The sequence below is a fragment of the Thermaerobacter composti genome (assembly GCF_033582035.1).
GTDB lineage: Bacteria > Bacillota > Sulfobacillia > Thermaerobacterales > Thermaerobacteraceae > Thermaerobacter > Thermaerobacter composti.
The window spans coordinates 2046415-2062660 of the sequence record NZ_CP132508.1; the positions used below are offsets into that span (position 1 = coordinate 2046415).

The 16246-nt window shown below is 72.7% G+C and carries 16 protein-coding genes; 4 read left to right on the forward strand and 12 right to left on the reverse strand.

Annotated features, from left to right (window positions below; genetic code table 11):
• Positions 1-346: 346 nt before the first annotated feature.
• The 8 genes from Q5761_RS08270 to Q5761_RS08305 all read right to left on the reverse strand — a co-directional run bounded on the left by Q5761_RS08270 (position 347) and on the right by Q5761_RS08305 (position 8833).
• On the reverse strand, positions 347-931 hold the full coding sequence (locus Q5761_RS08270) for a glycerol-3-phosphate responsive antiterminator (RefSeq protein WP_318750217.1): 585 nt from the start codon (positions 929-931) through the stop codon (positions 347-349).
• Between the two features lie 151 nt (positions 932-1082).
• Positions 1083-1538 carry an arsenate reductase (thioredoxin) gene (arsC, locus tag Q5761_RS08275; protein ID WP_318750218.1) on the reverse strand — a complete coding sequence of 152 codons (456 nt, stop codon included), beginning with the start codon at positions 1536-1538 and terminating at the stop codon, positions 1083-1085.
• Between the two features lie 188 nt (positions 1539-1726).
• Entirely contained in the window at positions 1727-2383 is a 657-nt protein-coding gene (phoU, locus tag Q5761_RS08280; RefSeq protein ID WP_318750219.1) for a phosphate signaling complex protein PhoU, read from the reverse strand.
• A 28-nt stretch (positions 2384-2411) separates the two neighbouring features.
• On the reverse strand, positions 2412-3356 hold the full coding sequence (pstB, locus tag Q5761_RS08285; protein WP_318750220.1) for a phosphate ABC transporter ATP-binding protein PstB: 945 nt from the start codon (positions 3354-3356) through the stop codon (positions 2412-2414).
• Positions 3357-3381: 25 nt separating this feature from the next.
• The gene (gene pstA, locus Q5761_RS08290) at positions 3382-4359 is read right to left on the reverse strand and encodes a phosphate ABC transporter permease PstA (RefSeq protein WP_318750221.1); all 978 of its coding nucleotides are present in this window, start codon (positions 4357-4359) and stop codon (positions 3382-3384) included.
• Positions 4359-5465, reverse strand: a complete 1107-nt coding sequence (gene pstC / locus Q5761_RS08295) for a phosphate ABC transporter permease subunit PstC (protein WP_318750222.1) — start codon at positions 5463-5465, stop codon at positions 4359-4361. The genes pstA and pstC overlap by 1 nt, the downstream gene beginning before the upstream one ends.
• A 155-nt stretch (positions 5466-5620) precedes the next feature.
• Entirely contained in the window at positions 5621-6661 is a 1041-nt protein-coding gene (locus tag Q5761_RS08300; protein ID WP_318750223.1) for a PstS family phosphate ABC transporter substrate-binding protein, read from the reverse strand.
• Positions 6662-6991: 330 nt separating this feature from the next.
• Positions 6992-8833 carry an ATP-binding protein gene (locus Q5761_RS08305; protein ID WP_318750224.1) on the reverse strand — a complete coding sequence of 614 codons (1842 nt, stop codon included), beginning with the start codon at positions 8831-8833 and terminating at the stop codon, positions 6992-6994.
• A gap of 183 nt (positions 8834-9016) precedes the next feature.
• Here Q5761_RS08305 and Q5761_RS08310 point away from each other — a divergent pair, with 183 nt between their 5' ends.
• A complete protein-coding gene (locus tag Q5761_RS08310) occupies positions 9017-9604 on the forward strand; it encodes a cupredoxin domain-containing protein (RefSeq protein WP_318750225.1) in 588 nt (195 codons plus the stop codon).
• On the opposite strand, the gene Q5761_RS08315 is transcribed toward Q5761_RS08310, so the two are convergent.
• Both Q5761_RS08315 and crcB read right to left on the reverse strand, forming a co-directional pair.
• The gene (locus Q5761_RS08315) at positions 9601-9987 is read right to left on the reverse strand and encodes a DUF190 domain-containing protein (protein WP_135225796.1); all 387 of its coding nucleotides are present in this window, start codon (positions 9985-9987) and stop codon (positions 9601-9603) included. The two genes, Q5761_RS08310 and Q5761_RS08315, sit on opposite strands and share 4 nt — an antisense overlap.
• 197 nt (positions 9988-10184) lie before the next feature.
• Positions 10185-10562: a fluoride efflux transporter CrcB gene (crcB, locus tag Q5761_RS08320; protein ID WP_318750226.1), complete on the reverse strand. Its 378-nt coding sequence runs from the start codon at positions 10560-10562 to the stop codon at positions 10185-10187.
• A 471-nt stretch (positions 10563-11033) separates the two neighbouring features.
• Between crcB and Q5761_RS08325 the strand changes: the two genes are divergently transcribed.
• The 3 genes from Q5761_RS08325 to Q5761_RS08335 all read left to right on the forward strand — a co-directional run bounded on the left by Q5761_RS08325 (position 11034) and on the right by Q5761_RS08335 (position 14601).
• A complete protein-coding gene (locus tag Q5761_RS08325; RefSeq protein WP_318750227.1) occupies positions 11034-11969 on the forward strand; it encodes a TerC family protein in 936 nt (311 codons plus the stop codon).
• Positions 11970-12026: 57 nt separating this feature from the next.
• Entirely contained in the window at positions 12027-13430 is a 1404-nt protein-coding gene (locus Q5761_RS08330; protein WP_318750228.1) for a class II fumarate hydratase, read from the forward strand.
• Positions 13431-13689: 259 nt separating this feature from the next.
• The gene (locus Q5761_RS08335; RefSeq protein WP_318750229.1) at positions 13690-14601 is read left to right on the forward strand and encodes a hypothetical protein; all 912 of its coding nucleotides are present in this window, start codon (positions 13690-13692) and stop codon (positions 14599-14601) included.
• A gap of 3 nt (positions 14602-14604) precedes the next feature.
• On the opposite strand, the gene Q5761_RS08340 is transcribed toward Q5761_RS08335, so the two are convergent.
• Together Q5761_RS08340 and Q5761_RS08345 are read right to left on the reverse strand one after the other, a co-directional pair.
• Positions 14605-15780 carry a serine hydrolase gene (locus Q5761_RS08340; RefSeq protein WP_318750230.1) on the reverse strand — a complete coding sequence of 392 codons (1176 nt, stop codon included), beginning with the start codon at positions 15778-15780 and terminating at the stop codon, positions 14605-14607.
• A 94-nt stretch (positions 15781-15874) separates the two neighbouring features.
• Positions 15875-16240, reverse strand: a complete 366-nt coding sequence (locus tag Q5761_RS08345; RefSeq protein ID WP_318750231.1) for a DUF4363 family protein — start codon at positions 16238-16240, stop codon at positions 15875-15877.
• Positions 16241-16246 lie beyond the last annotated feature (6 nt).

Genomic DNA, 16246 nt, shown 5'->3' on the forward strand with positions numbered 1-16246 from the left:
GCCCCTGCCTGCGGGTGCCCCACCGTCTTGCAATGGATTCTGCAGAATGAATCCTGGGCTTCAGGTTACGAGTTCTGCGCGGACGAACCAGGATCTCTCCACGGCGGAGACTTCTCCGCGAAGGAACCCGTCTCCTGCCGCCGGGCCGTCTCGGCTTCGGAGAAGTCGCAAGCGCCGGGGGGAGCGCGCCGGCCGCCGGTCGCGCCACGACGGCGAGCGGCAAGGGGAGCGATCCGCAGGCGGCAGGGGGAGCGGCCTTCAGCCGCAGTCGGATGCACGGGAGGGGACGACGGCGCCAGGGCGCCATTCCGCACCCGGGACGCCGGACGTCATCGGGGGCGCACGACTAGCCGCGAGGGGCCGACGCCCAGAGGGCCGGGTCGCTGGTCGAGACCGCGGTGGCGCCGGCCGCCAGAGCCCGCTCGATGTCCGGCCGCGTCCGGATCAGGCCGCCGGCCACCAGCGGGCCGCCGTGGACCGCCCGAATCGCGGCGAACACCCAAGCGGGCAGGGAGGCGGGCAGCACCTCGACGGCGCCGGGACGGGTCTTCCGGATCACCTGGACCGCCGTCGCCACGGCGGCGCTGTCCAGGGCGAAGACGCGCAGGACGGTCTCCAATCCCGCCTCGATGCTGTAGCGGGCCACGGTGCTGCGGGTCGTGATCACGCCGTCGGGTCGCGCCCACCGCGCCAGGAACTCCACCCCGCTGCGGTCCCCGGCCAGCCCCTCCACCAGGTCGTAGTGGACGAACACGGCCTTGCGCGCGCGGCGGCACCGGTCGAGCACGCCGGGCAGATCCAGCAGGGTGGCGTGCAGCAGGAAGACCGCCGCCGCGGGACTGGCCAGGGCGGCCTCCAGGTGTTCCTGCCGTCGCACCGCGGGGATCACCGGGTGCCGGCCCAGGGCCTGACGCGGGCTGGCCCGCTCCATGGTCGCCTCCCTCTCCGCGCCTCTCCGCAGCCGGGGGCGGCGGACCGCAAGGCCCGCGCAGGGAGCTCCCACGACCGTGCGCCGATGCGGCTCCCCCCGCCCCTCAGGGGCGAGGGTTCGCGCGGAGACCACCCGGGACCTGCCGCTCGACCTACCCCTCGTCCTGGAGTTCCCGCGCCAGCTCCCGCAGGCGCCGGGCCAGTTCGTCCCGAACCCGGCGGAAGGCCTCCAGGCGCTGGACCTCGCTGCCCTGGACCCGCGCCGGGTCCTCCAGGTCCCAGTGCCGGTGGCGGGCTCCCGGCGGCGGTGTGGGGCACCGATCGCGGGCATCCCCGCACAGGGTGATCACCCAGTCGGCCCGGGCCAGCAGCGCCGGGTCGATGGCCTTGGAGGTGTGGCCGCGGATGTCGATGCCGATCTCGTCCATGACCCGCACCGCCAGCGGGTGCACGCCCTTGGGCTCGACGCCGGCGCTGTGGACCTCCCAGCGGGGGCCCAGCAAGTGGCGGGCCAGCCCCTCGGCCATCTGGCTGCGGGCGGAGTTGCCCGTGCAGAGGAAGAGGATCGTCCCGGCGGGCAGTCGTCGCCGCGCGACCGCCTGTGCCATGCCCTCACCCCCCTTGCAGGCCCGTCTCGCCACCGGTGCGTCGGGCACCCGCTGGCCATCATGGCGCCTTCGGGGCCGCCCGTCACCGTAGCGACTGCTACGAACCGATGGCCGATGCCCGACAGCCTTCGCGCCCCGGGCGTCCCGTGCCTCCCTCACCCTGGACCATGCCCCACCTCGGCGGCCCCTCAGTCGTTGAGCTCCTCCCGCACGCCCGTCACCAGATAGATCACCCACTCCGCCAGGTTCGTGGCGTGGTCGCCGATGCGCTCCAGGTGCGAGGCGACCATCAGCAGCTGTGTCGCCTGCTCCACCGTGCCCGGCTTCTCCCGCATGATCATCAAGAGCTCGCGGAAGATCTGGTTGAAGAGGTGGTCCAGCTCGTCGTCCCGGGCCACCATGGCCCGGGCCAGCTCCACGTCGCCCTCCACGAAGGCCTTGAGGCCGTCGCGCACCATCTTCTCGGCGATCTCGGCCATGCGCGGGATGTCCACCAGGGGCTTGATCAGCGGCTCGCTGCCCAGGCGCAGGGTGACCTTGGCGATGTCGTGGGCGTGGTCCGCCATGCGCTCCAGGTCGGTGATCACCTTCAGGGTCATGCCGATCTGGCGCAGATCGCTGGCCATGGGCTGCTGCAGGGCGATCAGGTTGAGGCAGCGCCGCTCGATGTCGAGCTCCATGCGGTCGGCCTGGTCCTCCAGCTCCAGCACCCGCCGGGCCTTGGCCGCGTCGCGCTCCTTCAAGGAGTCCACGGCCAGGCGGATGGCCTCCTCCACCTGGGTCCCCATGCGCAGCAGGTCCTGGCGCAAGGCGTCCAGCTCGGCGTGGTAGGAGATGCGGGTCATGCCGGTTCCTCCCCTCGCACCGGGCGGCTCACCCGAACCGGCCGGTGATGTAGTCCTCCGTGCGCCGGTCCCGCGGCCGCGTGAACATCTCCGAGGTGGGGCCGTACTCGATGAGCTCCCCGTTCAGGAAGAAGGCCGTCTGGTCCGCCACCCGCGCCGCCTGCTGCATGTTGTGCGTCACGATGACGATGGTGTACCGCTTCTTCAGTTCCGTCACCAGGTCCTCGATGCGCGCCGTGGCCGCCGGATCCAGGGCCGAGGTGGGCTCGTCCATCAGGAGCACCTCGGGTTGGACGGCCAGCGCACGGGCGATGCAGAGCCGCTGCTGCTGCCCCCCCGAGAGGCTGTAGGCGGAACGGCGCAGATCGTCCTTGACCTCGTCCCAGAGCGCGGCCTGGCGCAGGCTCTGCTCGACGATCTCGTCCAGCCGCCGCCGGTCGCGGATGCCGTGGATGCGCGGGCCGTAGGCCACGTTGTCGTAGATGCTCTTGGGGAACGGGTTGGGCTGCTGGAACACCATGCCGATCCGCGCCCGCAGCTCCTCCACCTCGATGGCACCGCTGTAGATGTCCACGTCGTGGAGCCAGACCTTGCCTTCGATCCGCACCCCCTTGATCATGTCGTTCATGCGGTTCAGGGTGCGGAGAAAGGTGGACTTGCCGCAGCCCGACGGCCCGATGAGCGCCGTGATGGACCGGGCGGGGATCGCCATGGTGATGCCCTTGAGGGCATGGAAGTCGCCGTAGTAGAGGTGCAGGTCCTCCACCCGCAGCACGATCTCCTCCGGCGTCCCCGCCCCGGACGAACCGGCGCCCGCCCGCGGCCCCACGCCGCGCGCCGTCCCCGGCGCCGCACCGGCGTCGCGGGCGCCCGCGGCCTCCGCGCCTGCGAGCCGCTGCGGCGCCTCCACCGGCGCGCCCCTCGCCTTCTCCTGCAACGTCCGTGCCAGGGCCCCCGCGATCCATCCCGCCATCGTCGTCGCCTCCCTCGCCGGCGGCCTACCAGCGCTGCTGGTAGCGGTTGCGCAGGTAGATGGCCGCCCCGTTCATGCAGAGCAGCACGCCGAGCAGCACCACGATGCCCGCCGCCGCCAGTTCCTTGAACTCCTCGCGCGGCATGGTGATCCAGCTGTAGATCTGGATCGGCAGCACCGTGTAGGGGTCGAACAGGCTCGAGGGGACGAAGCGCACGTAGGTCACCGCGCCGACCACGATCAGCGGCGCGGTCTCGCCGATGGCCCGCGACAGGGCCAGGATGATGCCGGTCAGGATCCCCGGCAGCGCCGCCGGCAGCACCACGCGCCAGGTGGTCTGCCAGCGGGTGGCGCCCAGGGCGTAGGAGGCGTGGCGCAGGGAGGCCGGCACCGCCCGCAGCGCCTCCTGGGTGGCGACGATCACCACCGGCAGGACCAGCAGCGCCATGGTCAACGCGCCGGCCAGCACCACCGGCCCCAGCCCGAGCCCCCGGACGAACAGGGCCAACCCCAGGATGCCATAGATGATCGACGGCACCCCGGCCAGGTTGTCGATGTTGATCTTGATCAGCCGCGCCAGCGGGCCGTCGCCGCCGTACTCCTCCAGGTACACGGCCGTGCCCACGCCGACGATCACCAGCAGCGGCGCCGCGACGCCGATGACCCACAGGCTGCCCATCAGCGCCGCGTAGATCCCCGCCCGTTCCGGGAGCCGCGACGCGAAGCTGGTCAGGAAGTGCCAGTCCAGATGCCGCCAGCCGTCGGCCAGCACGTCCGCCAGCAGCACCACCAGCACCGCGAGACCCGTCAGGGTCGCCGCCAGGCACAGCCCGTGGAAGAACCGGTCCACCCGGCGGCGCCGTCGCAGGAGGTGGCTGCGTCCGGCGTCGACACCAAAGGCCGCTCGTCCGCCCGCCGGCGCAGCCGCTTCCCCCGTCCCCACCGGTCCGACGCCGACGCCCGACGTCCCGGCCCGCTCGGCAGGGATCGCGTGCCGTGCCATCACTGGTACTCCTCCCGGAAGCGGCCCCGGATGTAGAGGGCCAGCAGGTTCATCGCCAAGGTGAACACGAACAGGGTCATGCCGACGGCGAAGAGGCTCGTGTACTCCAGGCCCCCGTGGGCCACGTCGCCCAGCGCCGCCTGGACGATGTAGCCGGTCATGGTCTGGACGCTCTCCAGCGGATTCCACGTCAGCCGCGGCGTGGAGCCCGCGGCCACGGCGACGATCATCGTCTCGCCGATGGCGCGGGCGAAGGCGAGGACCACCGACGAGACGATGCCCGAGAGGGCCGCCGGGACCACCACCTGGCGCGCCACCTCCCAGCGGGTGGCCCCCAGGGCGTAGGCGCCGTCCCGCAGGCGCCGCGGCACGGCGGCCATGGCGTCTTCGCTCAAGGACGCGATCAGCGGCGTCACCATGATGCCCACGGCGATCCCGGCGCTCAGGGCGTTGAACACGCTGATGTCTGGGAATAGCCGCTTGAGGACCACCTGGGTGATGAAGGTGAGGGCGAAGTAGCCGTAGACGATGGTCGGGATCCCCGCCAGCAGCTCCAGGGCGGGCTTCAGGACCCGCCGCGTCCCGTCGCCCGCGTACTCGCTGAGGTAGATGGCGCTGCCGAGGCCCAGCGGGATCGCGATCACCAGGGCGATCACGGTGATCATCAGCGTCCCGGCCAGCAAGGGCAGGATGCCGAAGTGCTTCTCGGCGAACAGCGGGGTCCACTCGCGGCCCGTGAAGAACTCCACCGGGCTCACCGAGCGGAAGAACACGGCCGTCTCGCCGGCCAGGGCGACCACGATGCCCACGGTGGTCACCACGGACACCAGGCTCAGGAGGAGCAGCAACCGGGGTGCCCACCGGTCGGCACCCCGCCCCGGACGTCGCGGGCGCGTCCCCGGTCCCGCCGCGGACCCCGTGCCGGCGACGCCGGCGGCGTCCCACGGCTGTTGCCCTGCCGCGGCGACCCGCGGTCCGGCCCCGGACCCGGCGCCGGGGACGCCGGCAGCCGTCCCGGCCCCGGGCCGCCCTGGCCGCCCGCCGGCCACGCCACCGCCCGCGGGTGCGTCATCCCTCGCTGCGGGTGTGTCATCCCTCGCCGTCACCGGTCATCCTCCTCCGCCCCGTCCACGTCAAAGGAGCAAGGGCTGGTCGACACGCCAGCCCCCATCGCGCCGCGCGCACCGCCCCAACGACGCGCGGCGACGTCGACGCGTTCCGCATGGGCCTTTGCATGGGCATCCGCGCGCGTGCATCGGCCTCAGCGCAAGGCCTCGAGCTTCGCCACCTGCTCGGCCAGGACCTCGTCCGGCAACGGGATGTAGCCCACCTCCGGCGCCAGCTCCCCGACCACCTCCAGGTAGTAGTCCACGAAGGCTCGTACCTCGGGCCGGGTGCGGTACGCCTCGTTGTTCACGTAGATGAAGAGCGGTCGCGACAGCGGGGTGTAGCTCCCGCTGGCGATGGTCTCCTCGGTGGGCTCCACCGGCCCGCGGCCGCCGTCGATGGGCACCGCCCGCAACTTGTCCCGGTTCTCCACGTAGTAGGCGAAGCCGAAGTACCCCAGGGCATACTTGTCGTTGGCCACGCCGGTCACCAGCTGGTTGTCGTCCTCGCTGGCGGTGTAGTCGGTGCGGCTGGCGCCCTCCTCGCCGACCACGGCCTCGGTGAAGTAGTCGAAGGTGCCCGAATCGGTGCCCGGCCCGTACAGGCGGATGGGCTCGTCCGGCCACTCCGGTCGCACGTCCCGCCAGGTGCGGACCGTGCTGTTGGGCTCCCAGATCCTCTTCAGCTCCTCCACGGTGAGGTGATCCACCCAGTCGTTCTGGGGGTTGACCACCACCGCGATGCCATCCAGCGCCACCTGGAGCTCCGTGTACTCGATGCCGGCCTCCTCGGCGGCCGCCTGCTCGTCGGCCTCGATGGGGCGGGACGCGTTGCTGATCTCGATCTCGCCGCGGGTGAACTTCTGGAATCCGCCGCCGGTACCGGAGACCCCGACGGTCACGTTCACCCCGGGGTGCTCGGCCATGAACTCCTCGGCGACCGCCTGGGTGATGGGGTACACGGTACTGGAGCCGTCGATGGTGATGGTCCCAGAGAGCTGGCCGCCTTCTCCTCCGCCGGCACCGCCGCCCCCGCAGGCGCCGAGCACCAGCGCGGCCGCCAGCGTCGCCGCCACGGCGCCCCGGGTCCAGCGGCGCCCGGGGAGGCGCCGGTCGCGGCGCACGCCCGCCAGCCCGAACGCCCCGACGACCGACGTCCCGTCCAGTCTCCGCCCGACGCAGCCGTTTCGATCCAAGCCCGGAACCCTCCTGCGCTCCCGATTTCCGCGGGTTTCCGCTGCCGACGCGGCGGTCCGACCTCCGCGCCGGACCGCCCCTCCGCCTCCAGGGTAGTCCACCCGCCGCAAGCGTGGGTTAGGACCGTGTGGGGCTTCGCGGAAGGTTTCGTGAAGGGAGCTTAACACGCAGGCTCCGGGGCATGCGGCGCATTCGCCCACCCCTTCGCGCGAGCGCGTCCCGCCGGACTGCCGCTCGCTGCCCCGCACCTCGGCAGCCCACGGCCCGCCGGACCGCCGCTGGCCGCATCGCGCCCCGCCAGCCCCGGCCTCGCCGGGCCGCGGAGCCGTTCAGGGCCCGCCGGGCTGCCGCTCGCCGTATCGCACCTCACCCGCCCCCGGCTCGCCAGAGCGCTCGCCGCCCCGCGCCCCGCCGGCGGCCGGCCTGCCGGCCCGCTCCCCACCGGGTCGCTGCGCGTCGTCCGGTCCCTCGCCGGGCCCTCGCAGCGGCAGGCGGAAGCGCACCGTGGTCCCCCGGCCGAGCTCGCTCTCCGCCTCGACCGTCCCGCCGTGGGCCTCCACCACGTGCTTGACGATGGCCAGCCCCAGCCCCGTCCCGCCCGCCGCCCGGCTGCGACCGCGGTCGACCCGGTAGAATCGCTCGAAGATGCGCGGCAGCGCCTCCGGCGGGATGCCGTGCCCGGTGTCGCGGACCTCGCCCACGGCCCATGCAGCCCGGGGGCCCCCGGCCGGCGGGGCGGTCCCGGCCTGATCGGGGCCGGCCTCTTCGGCCTGCAGCAGGGATCCGGCGGCCGTGCGGGGAGCCGCACCGTCCCCGGCCCCTCCGGCAGCCCGCGCACCCCGCGTCCCTGGTCCCGCGGCCGGGCCCGGACGCGCCGCCTCCTCGCGGCGCACCACCACGGTCACCGTGCCGCCCGATGGGGTGTGCTGCCGCGCGTTGTCCAGCAGGTTCGTCCAGACCTGGTCCAGCCGGTGGGGATCGGCGAAGACCGGGACCGGCTCGGGGGGCAGCTCCAGCACGAGGTCGAGGCCGGCCGCCTCCAGCCGGGGTCGCCACTGCTGCGCGGCGGCGCGGGCGCTCTCCCGCAGATCCAGCGGCTCGCGCCGCAACCCCGGTTCGGGGGATTCCAGGCGCGCGAGGTCCAGCAGATCCTGGACCAGCCGCGCCATGCGTTCCGCCTCGCGGTGGATCACGCGCGCGAAGTGCTCGGCCGTCGCCGGGTCGTCGTGGATCGCGCCCTCCAGCAGCGTCTCGGCGAAGCCCTGGATGGCCGCCACCGGCGTGCGCAGCTCGTGGGAGACGTTGGCGACGAAATCGCGCCGGATCTGCTCGAGGCGGCGGATGTCGGTGACGTCGTGGAGAACGACCACGACCCCCTGGGTGCCGGCCAAGGCCGCGGGGGTGGCGTCGGTGCGGCTCTCGGCGTTGGCCCCTGCACGCCCACCGGCGACGTCGACGGGGTCGAGGGCCCCGGGGGGACGGCGACGCGGGGAGGCGGGCGGCGCCGTGCCCCGGGTCGGCACCGTCACCACGGCCACCCGCAGATGCCGGGGGGTCTCCCCCGGGTCGGCGGGCAGGGTGACGTCCTCGGCCACGGGGCGCCCCGTGCGCAGGCCGGTCTCGATGGCCTGGACCAGGGGGTAGGACCGGGTCACGCTGACGTAGTCCAGCCCCTCGGCGTGGGGTGGCAGGTCCAGCATGCGGCGTGCGGCCGGGTTGGCCAGGCGCAGCCGACCGTCGCGCTCGATGAACAGCACCCCGCTGGTCATGGTCCCCAGCACCGTGGCCAATCGCTCGCGCTCGGCATCCAGCTCGTCCACGGTGGCGCGAAGGCGCGCGGCCATCTCGTTGAAGGCCCGCGCCAGGGTGACCAGCTCGTCCGGTCCCTCGACGTGCACCCGCCGGTCGAACTCGCCGGCGGCCAGTCGCCGGGCGCCGTCCACCAGCTCCTGCACCGGCCGCGTGACCCGCCCGGCGATGGCCCACCCCAGCCCCGCCCCCGTCCCGGCGGCCACCACCAGCCCCAGCACCAGGGTGGGCAGGAAGGCGCGGCTGAAGAGCTGCTCCACCTCGCCCAGGAGCAGGGCGGTGAAGGTCCCCACCACCGCCACCCCCAAGGGGAAGAACACGGCCAGCCGCCAGGCCAGATACCGCCGCAACCCGCCCGTCATCGTGCCGCCTCCCCTCGGCCGCCTCGTGCCGCCCACCCCGCCAGGGACGCCCAACGGGTGCCGGTCTGCCGCCCGCGCCGCCGGCGTAGACCTGACATAGCCCCGAGGGCCGCCGTCGCCGGCCCCGCCGGAACGCCTCCGAGCGGGTCCGGCGCGACGGGCGCGCCGCGAGGAGGGAGGACCATGAGGACCCTGCCCCCCGCCGGTCCCTGCCGACGCCCCCTAGCGGCCGGGAAGACCCGGGCCCGCCGCCGCCCGAGGGCCCGCACCCCGGTCGCACCCGCCCGCCGCGGCTCGCCCGCCGGCGGCACCCCGTGGAACCCCAGCCCCGGGGACGGCGTCGCGGGGCCCGAGGCCGCCGTCGTCCGGCGGGATCCCTCGCGCCTCGGGCCCCGCATCCCGGCCTGCCGGGCCCTCGCCGCCCTGGCCGCCATCCTGGTGCTCCTCGCCGCAGGATGCGGAGGGCGTCCCTGGGGTCCGCGCAGCCTGACCCTGACCCTCACCCCGGAGTTCCGCATCGAACCCGCCGAGATCGTGGTGCGCCCCGGGGAGACGGTCCGCCTCGAAGTGGTCAACGCCGACCCCCGCCTCCCCCACCGCCTCGAGTCGGCAGGCAAGCTGGGGCCGGACCTCGAGCTGCCGCCGGGTCAGCGGCGGGTGGTGGAGTGGACCGCCCCCGCGGAAGCGGGCGCGTTCCCCATCTGGTGTGGCATGCCGGGCCACCGCAAGAACGGGATGGTGGCCCGGGTGGTGATTCGCGCCGAACCCTAGCCCGCCCCGTCCCCCCGGTGGTCGCCGCCCGCGGGCCGTCGCCCCCGCGACCGGTTCCTCCGGTAGGCCACGACCTCCACGTCTTCGAGGACCACCAGCCCCTCCTGCACCGCCTCGTCGAGGAAGGGCAGGATCTGCCGCAACCGGTCCGCGTGGTCGATGATCTCCACGATGACGGGGAGGTCCCCGGAGAGCTCCAGCACCCGTGCCGTGTGGACGCGGCTGTTGGCGCCGAAGCCCTCGATGCCCCGGTAGACCGTGGCCCCGGCGAGCCCGAGCTCCCGCGCCTTCAACACGATGGCGTGATACAGCGGCTGCCCCTGCCAGCGGTCCGTCTCGCCGACATAGACGGTCAAGCGCTGCGCGGGCGCCTGGATCCCCATGGCCTCCACCCCTCTCCGGCCGGCGGTCCTGGCCCCGATCCCCAGGTTCCCCCGCCGTCGACGGGCCGGGGGTCCGCCCCGCGTCGGCGGGCTGCCCGCCTGCCCGGTGCGGCCGGCCCTGCGGGCTCACCACCGCGTTGCGCTTCCTCGGCGGGTCTGCCCGTCACGCCCCCGCCGGCATGGCCTCCCGCCCTGCATCACGAGCGCGCCCCCAGGGCCAGCGCCGCGGCCCAGCCCATCCACGCCGCCAGCATGCCCAGGGCCAGGCTGGTCCCGAGGTAGACGGCCGCGACCGCGGGCTGCCCCTCGCGCACCAGCACCAGCGCCTCCCACGTCATCGTCGAGAAGGTCGTGTACGCCCCGACGAAGCCGCTGGTGAGCGCCACCCGCAGGGCCGGCGCGGCCACCGTGCTCAACAGCCACGGGTGCAAGAAGGCCAGGATGAACGACCCCGTCACGTTGATCGCCAGCGTGGCCCACGGGAAGGCTCCCATCCGTTGGGCGAGCAGCTGGCTGAGTCCATAGCGGACGACCGCCCCCGCCGCGCCGCCCAGGGCGACACCGATCCACGCCAAGGAGCTCCACTCCACTTCCCCGCGATGTCTCCCGGTGATCCCGGTTCCATTCCCAGCGCCGTCTCCACCCAGTATAATGAAAAGCTAGAGTCGGCAGAGTCGGCGATCGCCGTGGGCCTGCGGACGTCGCCACGTTCGCGAAGGCCCGCCGCCCGTCGCCATGCCGGGCCCGGCATCCGCCGGGCGGCGACCGAACCGCCGGGCCGGGTGTCGAGGCCGTTGGCGCCGGCGGCCCATCGCCGCACCAGGGTCCAAGAGCCGGAAGGGGAGTAGCCGCCGCGGGACGAACCGGCTCGACCCCGCCCGCCGCGGCGTGGCGGCGAGCCGGCCGCCCGCGGTCCCGCGGGCCGTCAGTACGGGGCAACCCTACGCCACCCGGCCCGCGGCGCGCGGTGCACGCGGGCAAGACCTTCGGGCGCTGCCGCACCTCGCAGCGACCCGGAGGTCTTTCTTGTTGGAGGGGGATGAACGGTGGGCTTCCTGCTGTTCAACCTGCTGGTGGTGGCGCTCATCCTGTTCGACCTGGGCTTGGGTCGGCGACAGCAGACCCCCACCGCCCGGCAGGCGATCACGCGCACCCTGTTCTACGTCGCCCTGGCGGTGGGGTTCGGTCTCTGGCTCGGATCCGCTCGGGGCAACACCGCGATGGCGGAGTACTTCGCCGGCTACCTGGTGGAGTACGCCTTGAGCATGGACAACATCTTCGTTTTCATCGCCATCTTCTCGTTCTTCGCCGTGCCCGACGCGATGCGGCCACGGGTGCTGCTGTGGGGCGTGCTGGGCGCCCTGATCATGCGCGGCCTGATGATCTGGGGCGGGGCCGCGCTGCTCGAGCGATTCCACTGGCTGCTCTACGTGTTCGGCGTGGTGCTCATCTTCACCGGCATCCGGTTCCTCCGCCAGAAGGAGGAGGAAGGCGCGTCGCTGGAGCGCAACCCGGTGCTGCGGCTGGTCCGCCGCCTGCTGCCGGTCACGGAGGAGTACCACGGAAGCCGGTTCTTCGTCCGGCGCGACGGTCGCCTGTGGGCGACGCCGCTGTTCGTCGTGCTGGTGCTGATCGAGACCACGGACCTGATGTTCGCGCTGGATTCGATCCCCGCCATCTTCGGCATCACCCGCGACCCGTTCATCGTCTACACCGCCAACGTGTTCGCCATCATCGGGCTGCGGTCGCTGTTCTTCGTCTTCAACGCGATCCTGCCCCTGATCCGCTATCTGAAGTACGGCCTGGCGGTGACCCTGGTGTTCATCGGCACGAAGATGCTGCTGATCGACGTGGTCCATCTGGCGCCGACCACCTCCCTGGGCATCCTCGCCCTGATCCTGGGCACCTCGGTGATCGCGTCGGTGCTGTTCCCCGGGCGCGAGCCCGCCGAGGCGGCCGGAGAGCCGAAGGACAAGGCGTGAGGGCGGCCCGTGGTATGATCGGGATGGCACAGCCCGTCCTGGTGGAGGTGGCTCCAGGTGGCAGAGCAGGCCTACCGCATCGAGCGCGACTCCATGGGTGCGATGTGGGTTCCCGCCGCGGCGCTCTACGGCGCCCAGACCCAGCGGGCCGTGGAGAACTTCCCCATCAGCGGCATCCGGTTCCCCCGCCCCTTCATCCGGGCCCTCGGCCTGATCAAGCGCGCGGCGGCCGAGACCAACGCTGAGCTCGGCCTCTTGGATCGGCGCATCGCCGACGCCATCGTCCAGGCGGCCGACGAGGTCATCGAGGGCAAGCTCGACGACCACTTCGTGCTGGACATCTTCCAGACCGGCTCGGGCACCTCGACCAACATGAACGCCAACGAGGTGATCGCCAACCGGGCCATCCAGATCCTCGGCGGCGAGCTGGGGTCGCGCAGCGTCCACCCCAACGACCACGTCAACATGGGTCAGTCCAGCAACGACGTGATCCCCAGCGCCATCCACATCGCCGCCTTGGAGCAGATCGAGCGCAAGCTGATCCCCGCCCTCGAGGCGCTGCGCCAGGCCCTGGCCGAGAAGGCGAAGGCCTTCGACGACGTGATCAAGATCGGCCGCACCCACCTGCAGGACGCCACGCCCATCCGCCTCGGTCAGGAGTTCTCGGGTTACGCCAGCATGGTCGAACACGGCCTGCGCCGGCTGCGCGCCGTGCGCGAGCACCTGGCCGAGCTGGCCCTGGGCGGTACGGCGGTGGGCACCGGCATCAACACCCATCCCGAGTTCCCGCGCCGCACCATCGCCCGCATCGCCGAGGCGACGGGCCTGCCCTTCCGCGAGGCGGAGAACCACTTCGAGGCCCAGGGCTCCCGGGACGCGGTGGTCGAGGCCAGCGGGCAGCTGCGGACCGTCGCCACCAGCCTGATGAAGATCGCCAACGACATCCGCTGGCTGGGCTCCGGCCCCCGCTGCGGCATCGGCGAGATCCTGATCCCGCCGACCCAGCCGGGTTCGTCCATCATGCCGGGCAAGGTCAACCCCGTGATGTCCGAGATGCTGATGATGGTCTGCGCCCAGGTCATCGGCAACGACACGGCCATCGCCGTCAGCAACACCCACGGCAACTTCGAGCTCAACGTGATGATGCCGGTGATGGCCCACAACCTGCTGCAGTCCATCGAGATCCTGGCCAACGGCGTCGCCACCTTCACCGAGCGCTGCGTGCGCGGCATCGAGGCGAACCGGGAACGCTGCGAGGCGCTGATCGAGGGATCGCTGGCCATGGTGACGTCGCTGGTGCCGCGCCTCGGGTACGACACGGCGGCGGAGATCGCCAAGGAGGCCTACGCCACCGGCCGCACGGTGCGCCAGCTGGTCCTGGAGAAGGGCCTGCTGTCGGAAGAGGAGGCGGCCCGCCTGCTGGACCCACGGCGCATGACCGAACCCGGCCGGGCCGACTGAGGGCGGGCCCTCGGTCCGGCGCGGGCTGCGGACCGCCTCCGCCCTCGGGCCGCGTGGCACAGCGGCGTGCGCGGCGCGCACCGTGGCCTAGACGCGCCCCCCCGTCAGCCCCTGGTGGCATGGACTGGAGTAGATCGACTGGGCTGGATTGGCATCTTGGATTGGCATCCATTGATCGGATCGCCGCCGGTCTGTAAAATATTGGTTGACCCGGTCGGCGGGGACGCTTCGTAGGTCGGGGAGCGGGAGGGGGCGCGTCATGGCATCGGGCGAGATGGCCGCCAGCCAGGAGCCTGGGGCACCGCCGGAGCGCATCGACGCCCTCTGGCTCGTGATGCAGCGCTTGGACGACATCAGGCGCGACCAAGAGAGGCTTTACGGCCACGTGGACTTCCTCCACCGGGGGCTCGCCGACGTACGCCGGGAGCTCGGCGACGTGCGGCACGAGATCGCGGCCGTCCGCCAGGCGATCGGCGACGCGCAGCAGGCGATGCACCAGGAGATCGCCGGCGTGCAGCAGGCGATGCACCAGGAGGTCGCCGGCGTGCGGCAAGCGATGCACCAGGAGGTCGCCGGCGTGCAGCAGGCGATGCACCAGGAGGTCGCCGGCGTGCGGCAAGCGATGCACCAGGAAGTCGCCGGCGTGCGGCAGGAGATGCGGCAGGAGTTCGCCGCCGTCCGCCAGGAAATCGCCGCCGTGCGCCAGGAGACCGCTGACGTGCGGCAGACGATGCACCAGGAGATCGCGGCCGTCCGCCAGGCGATCGGCGACGTGCAGCAGGCGATGCACCAGGAGGTCGCCGCCGTCCGCCAGGAGATCGCCGACCTGCAGCAGGCGGTGCACCAAGAGATCGCCGGCGTGCAACAGGCGATGCACCAGGAGATCGCCGGCGTGCAGCAGGCGATGCATCAGGAGGTCGCCGGCGCCCAGCAGGCGATGCACCAGGCGATCGCCGGTGCCCGCCAGGAGATGCGCCAGGAGATGGCGGCCCTGCGCCAGGAGATGCGCCAGGAGATCACGGCCGTACGCCGGGAGTTCGGCGATGTCCAGCATGCCATCGCGGATCTGCGCCGCGACGTCGATCAGAGGATCACACGCCTGACCGGATGGCTGATCGGGGGCCTCGTCACCATTCTGGGGACGGTCGTGGGCCTCCGGTTCCTCGGCTGAGCCTCAGTGTGCCGGGCCGAGTCCTTCCTGGTAGTCGTAGACGATCTTGCTGATCCGGGCGATGTCGGCGAAGCCGCGGTCGATGTCCTCGACGCCCTTGGAGAGGATGGCCAGGACGAACGGACGCCGGCCGAAGACGATGCCCACGTCGTCGGCCACGCCCTCGACGTCGCCTTCCTTGTGGGCGACGAACACGTCGGGGGGCAACAGCCCGGGCAGCCCCACGTGGAAGATGGAGTGCCCCATGTCGTCGAGCATGCGCCCGCCCAGCAGGGGATGCTGGCGCGCGAAGTCCAGCACGGCCTCCACATAGAGGCCCATGTCCCGGGCCGTGCTGATGCGCCGGCCCTCGGGGAAGATCACCTCGCCGCCGAGGCTGCGCATGAACTCGCCGACCCGCTCCTTGCCGAAGTGGCGGAAGAGCATGTTGGTCGTCACGTTGTCGCTGATGGTGATGGACAGGTTGGTGAGCACCCGGAGCGAGTAGCTCTTGCCGGGGAAGCCGTCCCGCTGCAGGATCCCGGCGCCGCCCGTCAGATCGCGGTCGGGCTCGTAGACCACCCGGTCGTCCATGCGGGCCCGGCCCGCTGCCACCTGGTGGTTCACGTAGAGGACCAGCGGGACCTTGATGGTGCTCGCCGCGTGGATCGGCTCCCGCTCGTTGATGCCCCATGTGGCCCCCGTCTGCAGGTCCTTGAAGTAGATGCCGAAGGTCTGGGGCCGCGTCGCGATGAAGGACCGGACCTTCTCCACCAGCGGGCGGTAGTCGGGCTGCCGCGCCCCCGGCCGCAGCGCGGCCCGATCCAGCAGCTCGTCGAGGCGGGCCAGGGTGTCCCCGGAGTCGGGGTCGACCACCGGGAGGGTGGTGGCCGAGAGCCCCGGCGCGCGGTCGGGCTTCGCCGCCCCCTCCGGTGCGCGGCGCTCACCCTGCAGCCCGCCCCCTGGTGCCAGGCCGCACCCGGCCAGGGCGATGGCCACTGCGAGCACCAGGGCGCCGACCCCGAAGGGTTTGCGCGCGCCGCCGCCCCTGAAGGGTGTGCGCACCCCACCCAGCCCGAAGGGCATGCGCCCCCCGCCAACCCTGAAGGGCGTGCGTACCCTGCCCAGCCCGAAGCGCATGCGCCCCCCGCCGACCCCGAAGGGCATGTGCACCCCGTCGAACCCGAGGGGTGTGCGCACACCGCGACCCCCCAAGGGCATGCGCGCTGCCCGCCACCGGTTGCGCGAGGTCCCTCGTGTCCGGACGAAGCCGGCCTTCACGCGCCGCGCCCCCTCAGTAGGTGCCCAGATCCTCCACCAGGGTCGTCATCAGCGCCAGCGCCGTCACCGCCGCCGCCCGATCCCGCAGCTCGATGGCCGCCCGCAGGGTGGCCAGCTGCGCTTCGAACTCCCGGATCGCGGTGGCGTCGCTGTTGATGGCGATGGGCACCTTGACCCGCTTCCATTCGGACTCCAGGCGCGCAGCCTGGGCGCTGGCGCGATCCCAGTCGCCCGCCCGAACCGCCGCCAGGGTCTCTGCGATGCCGCGTCCCACCGGACCGCTGGGGGTCAGCGGCTTGCGGAAGTAGGTCGGTGCCACCAGGATCGCCAAGCCGAGCGCCACCAGCACGGCAAAGATCACGTATCGCCGTGTCTTCATGGCGTC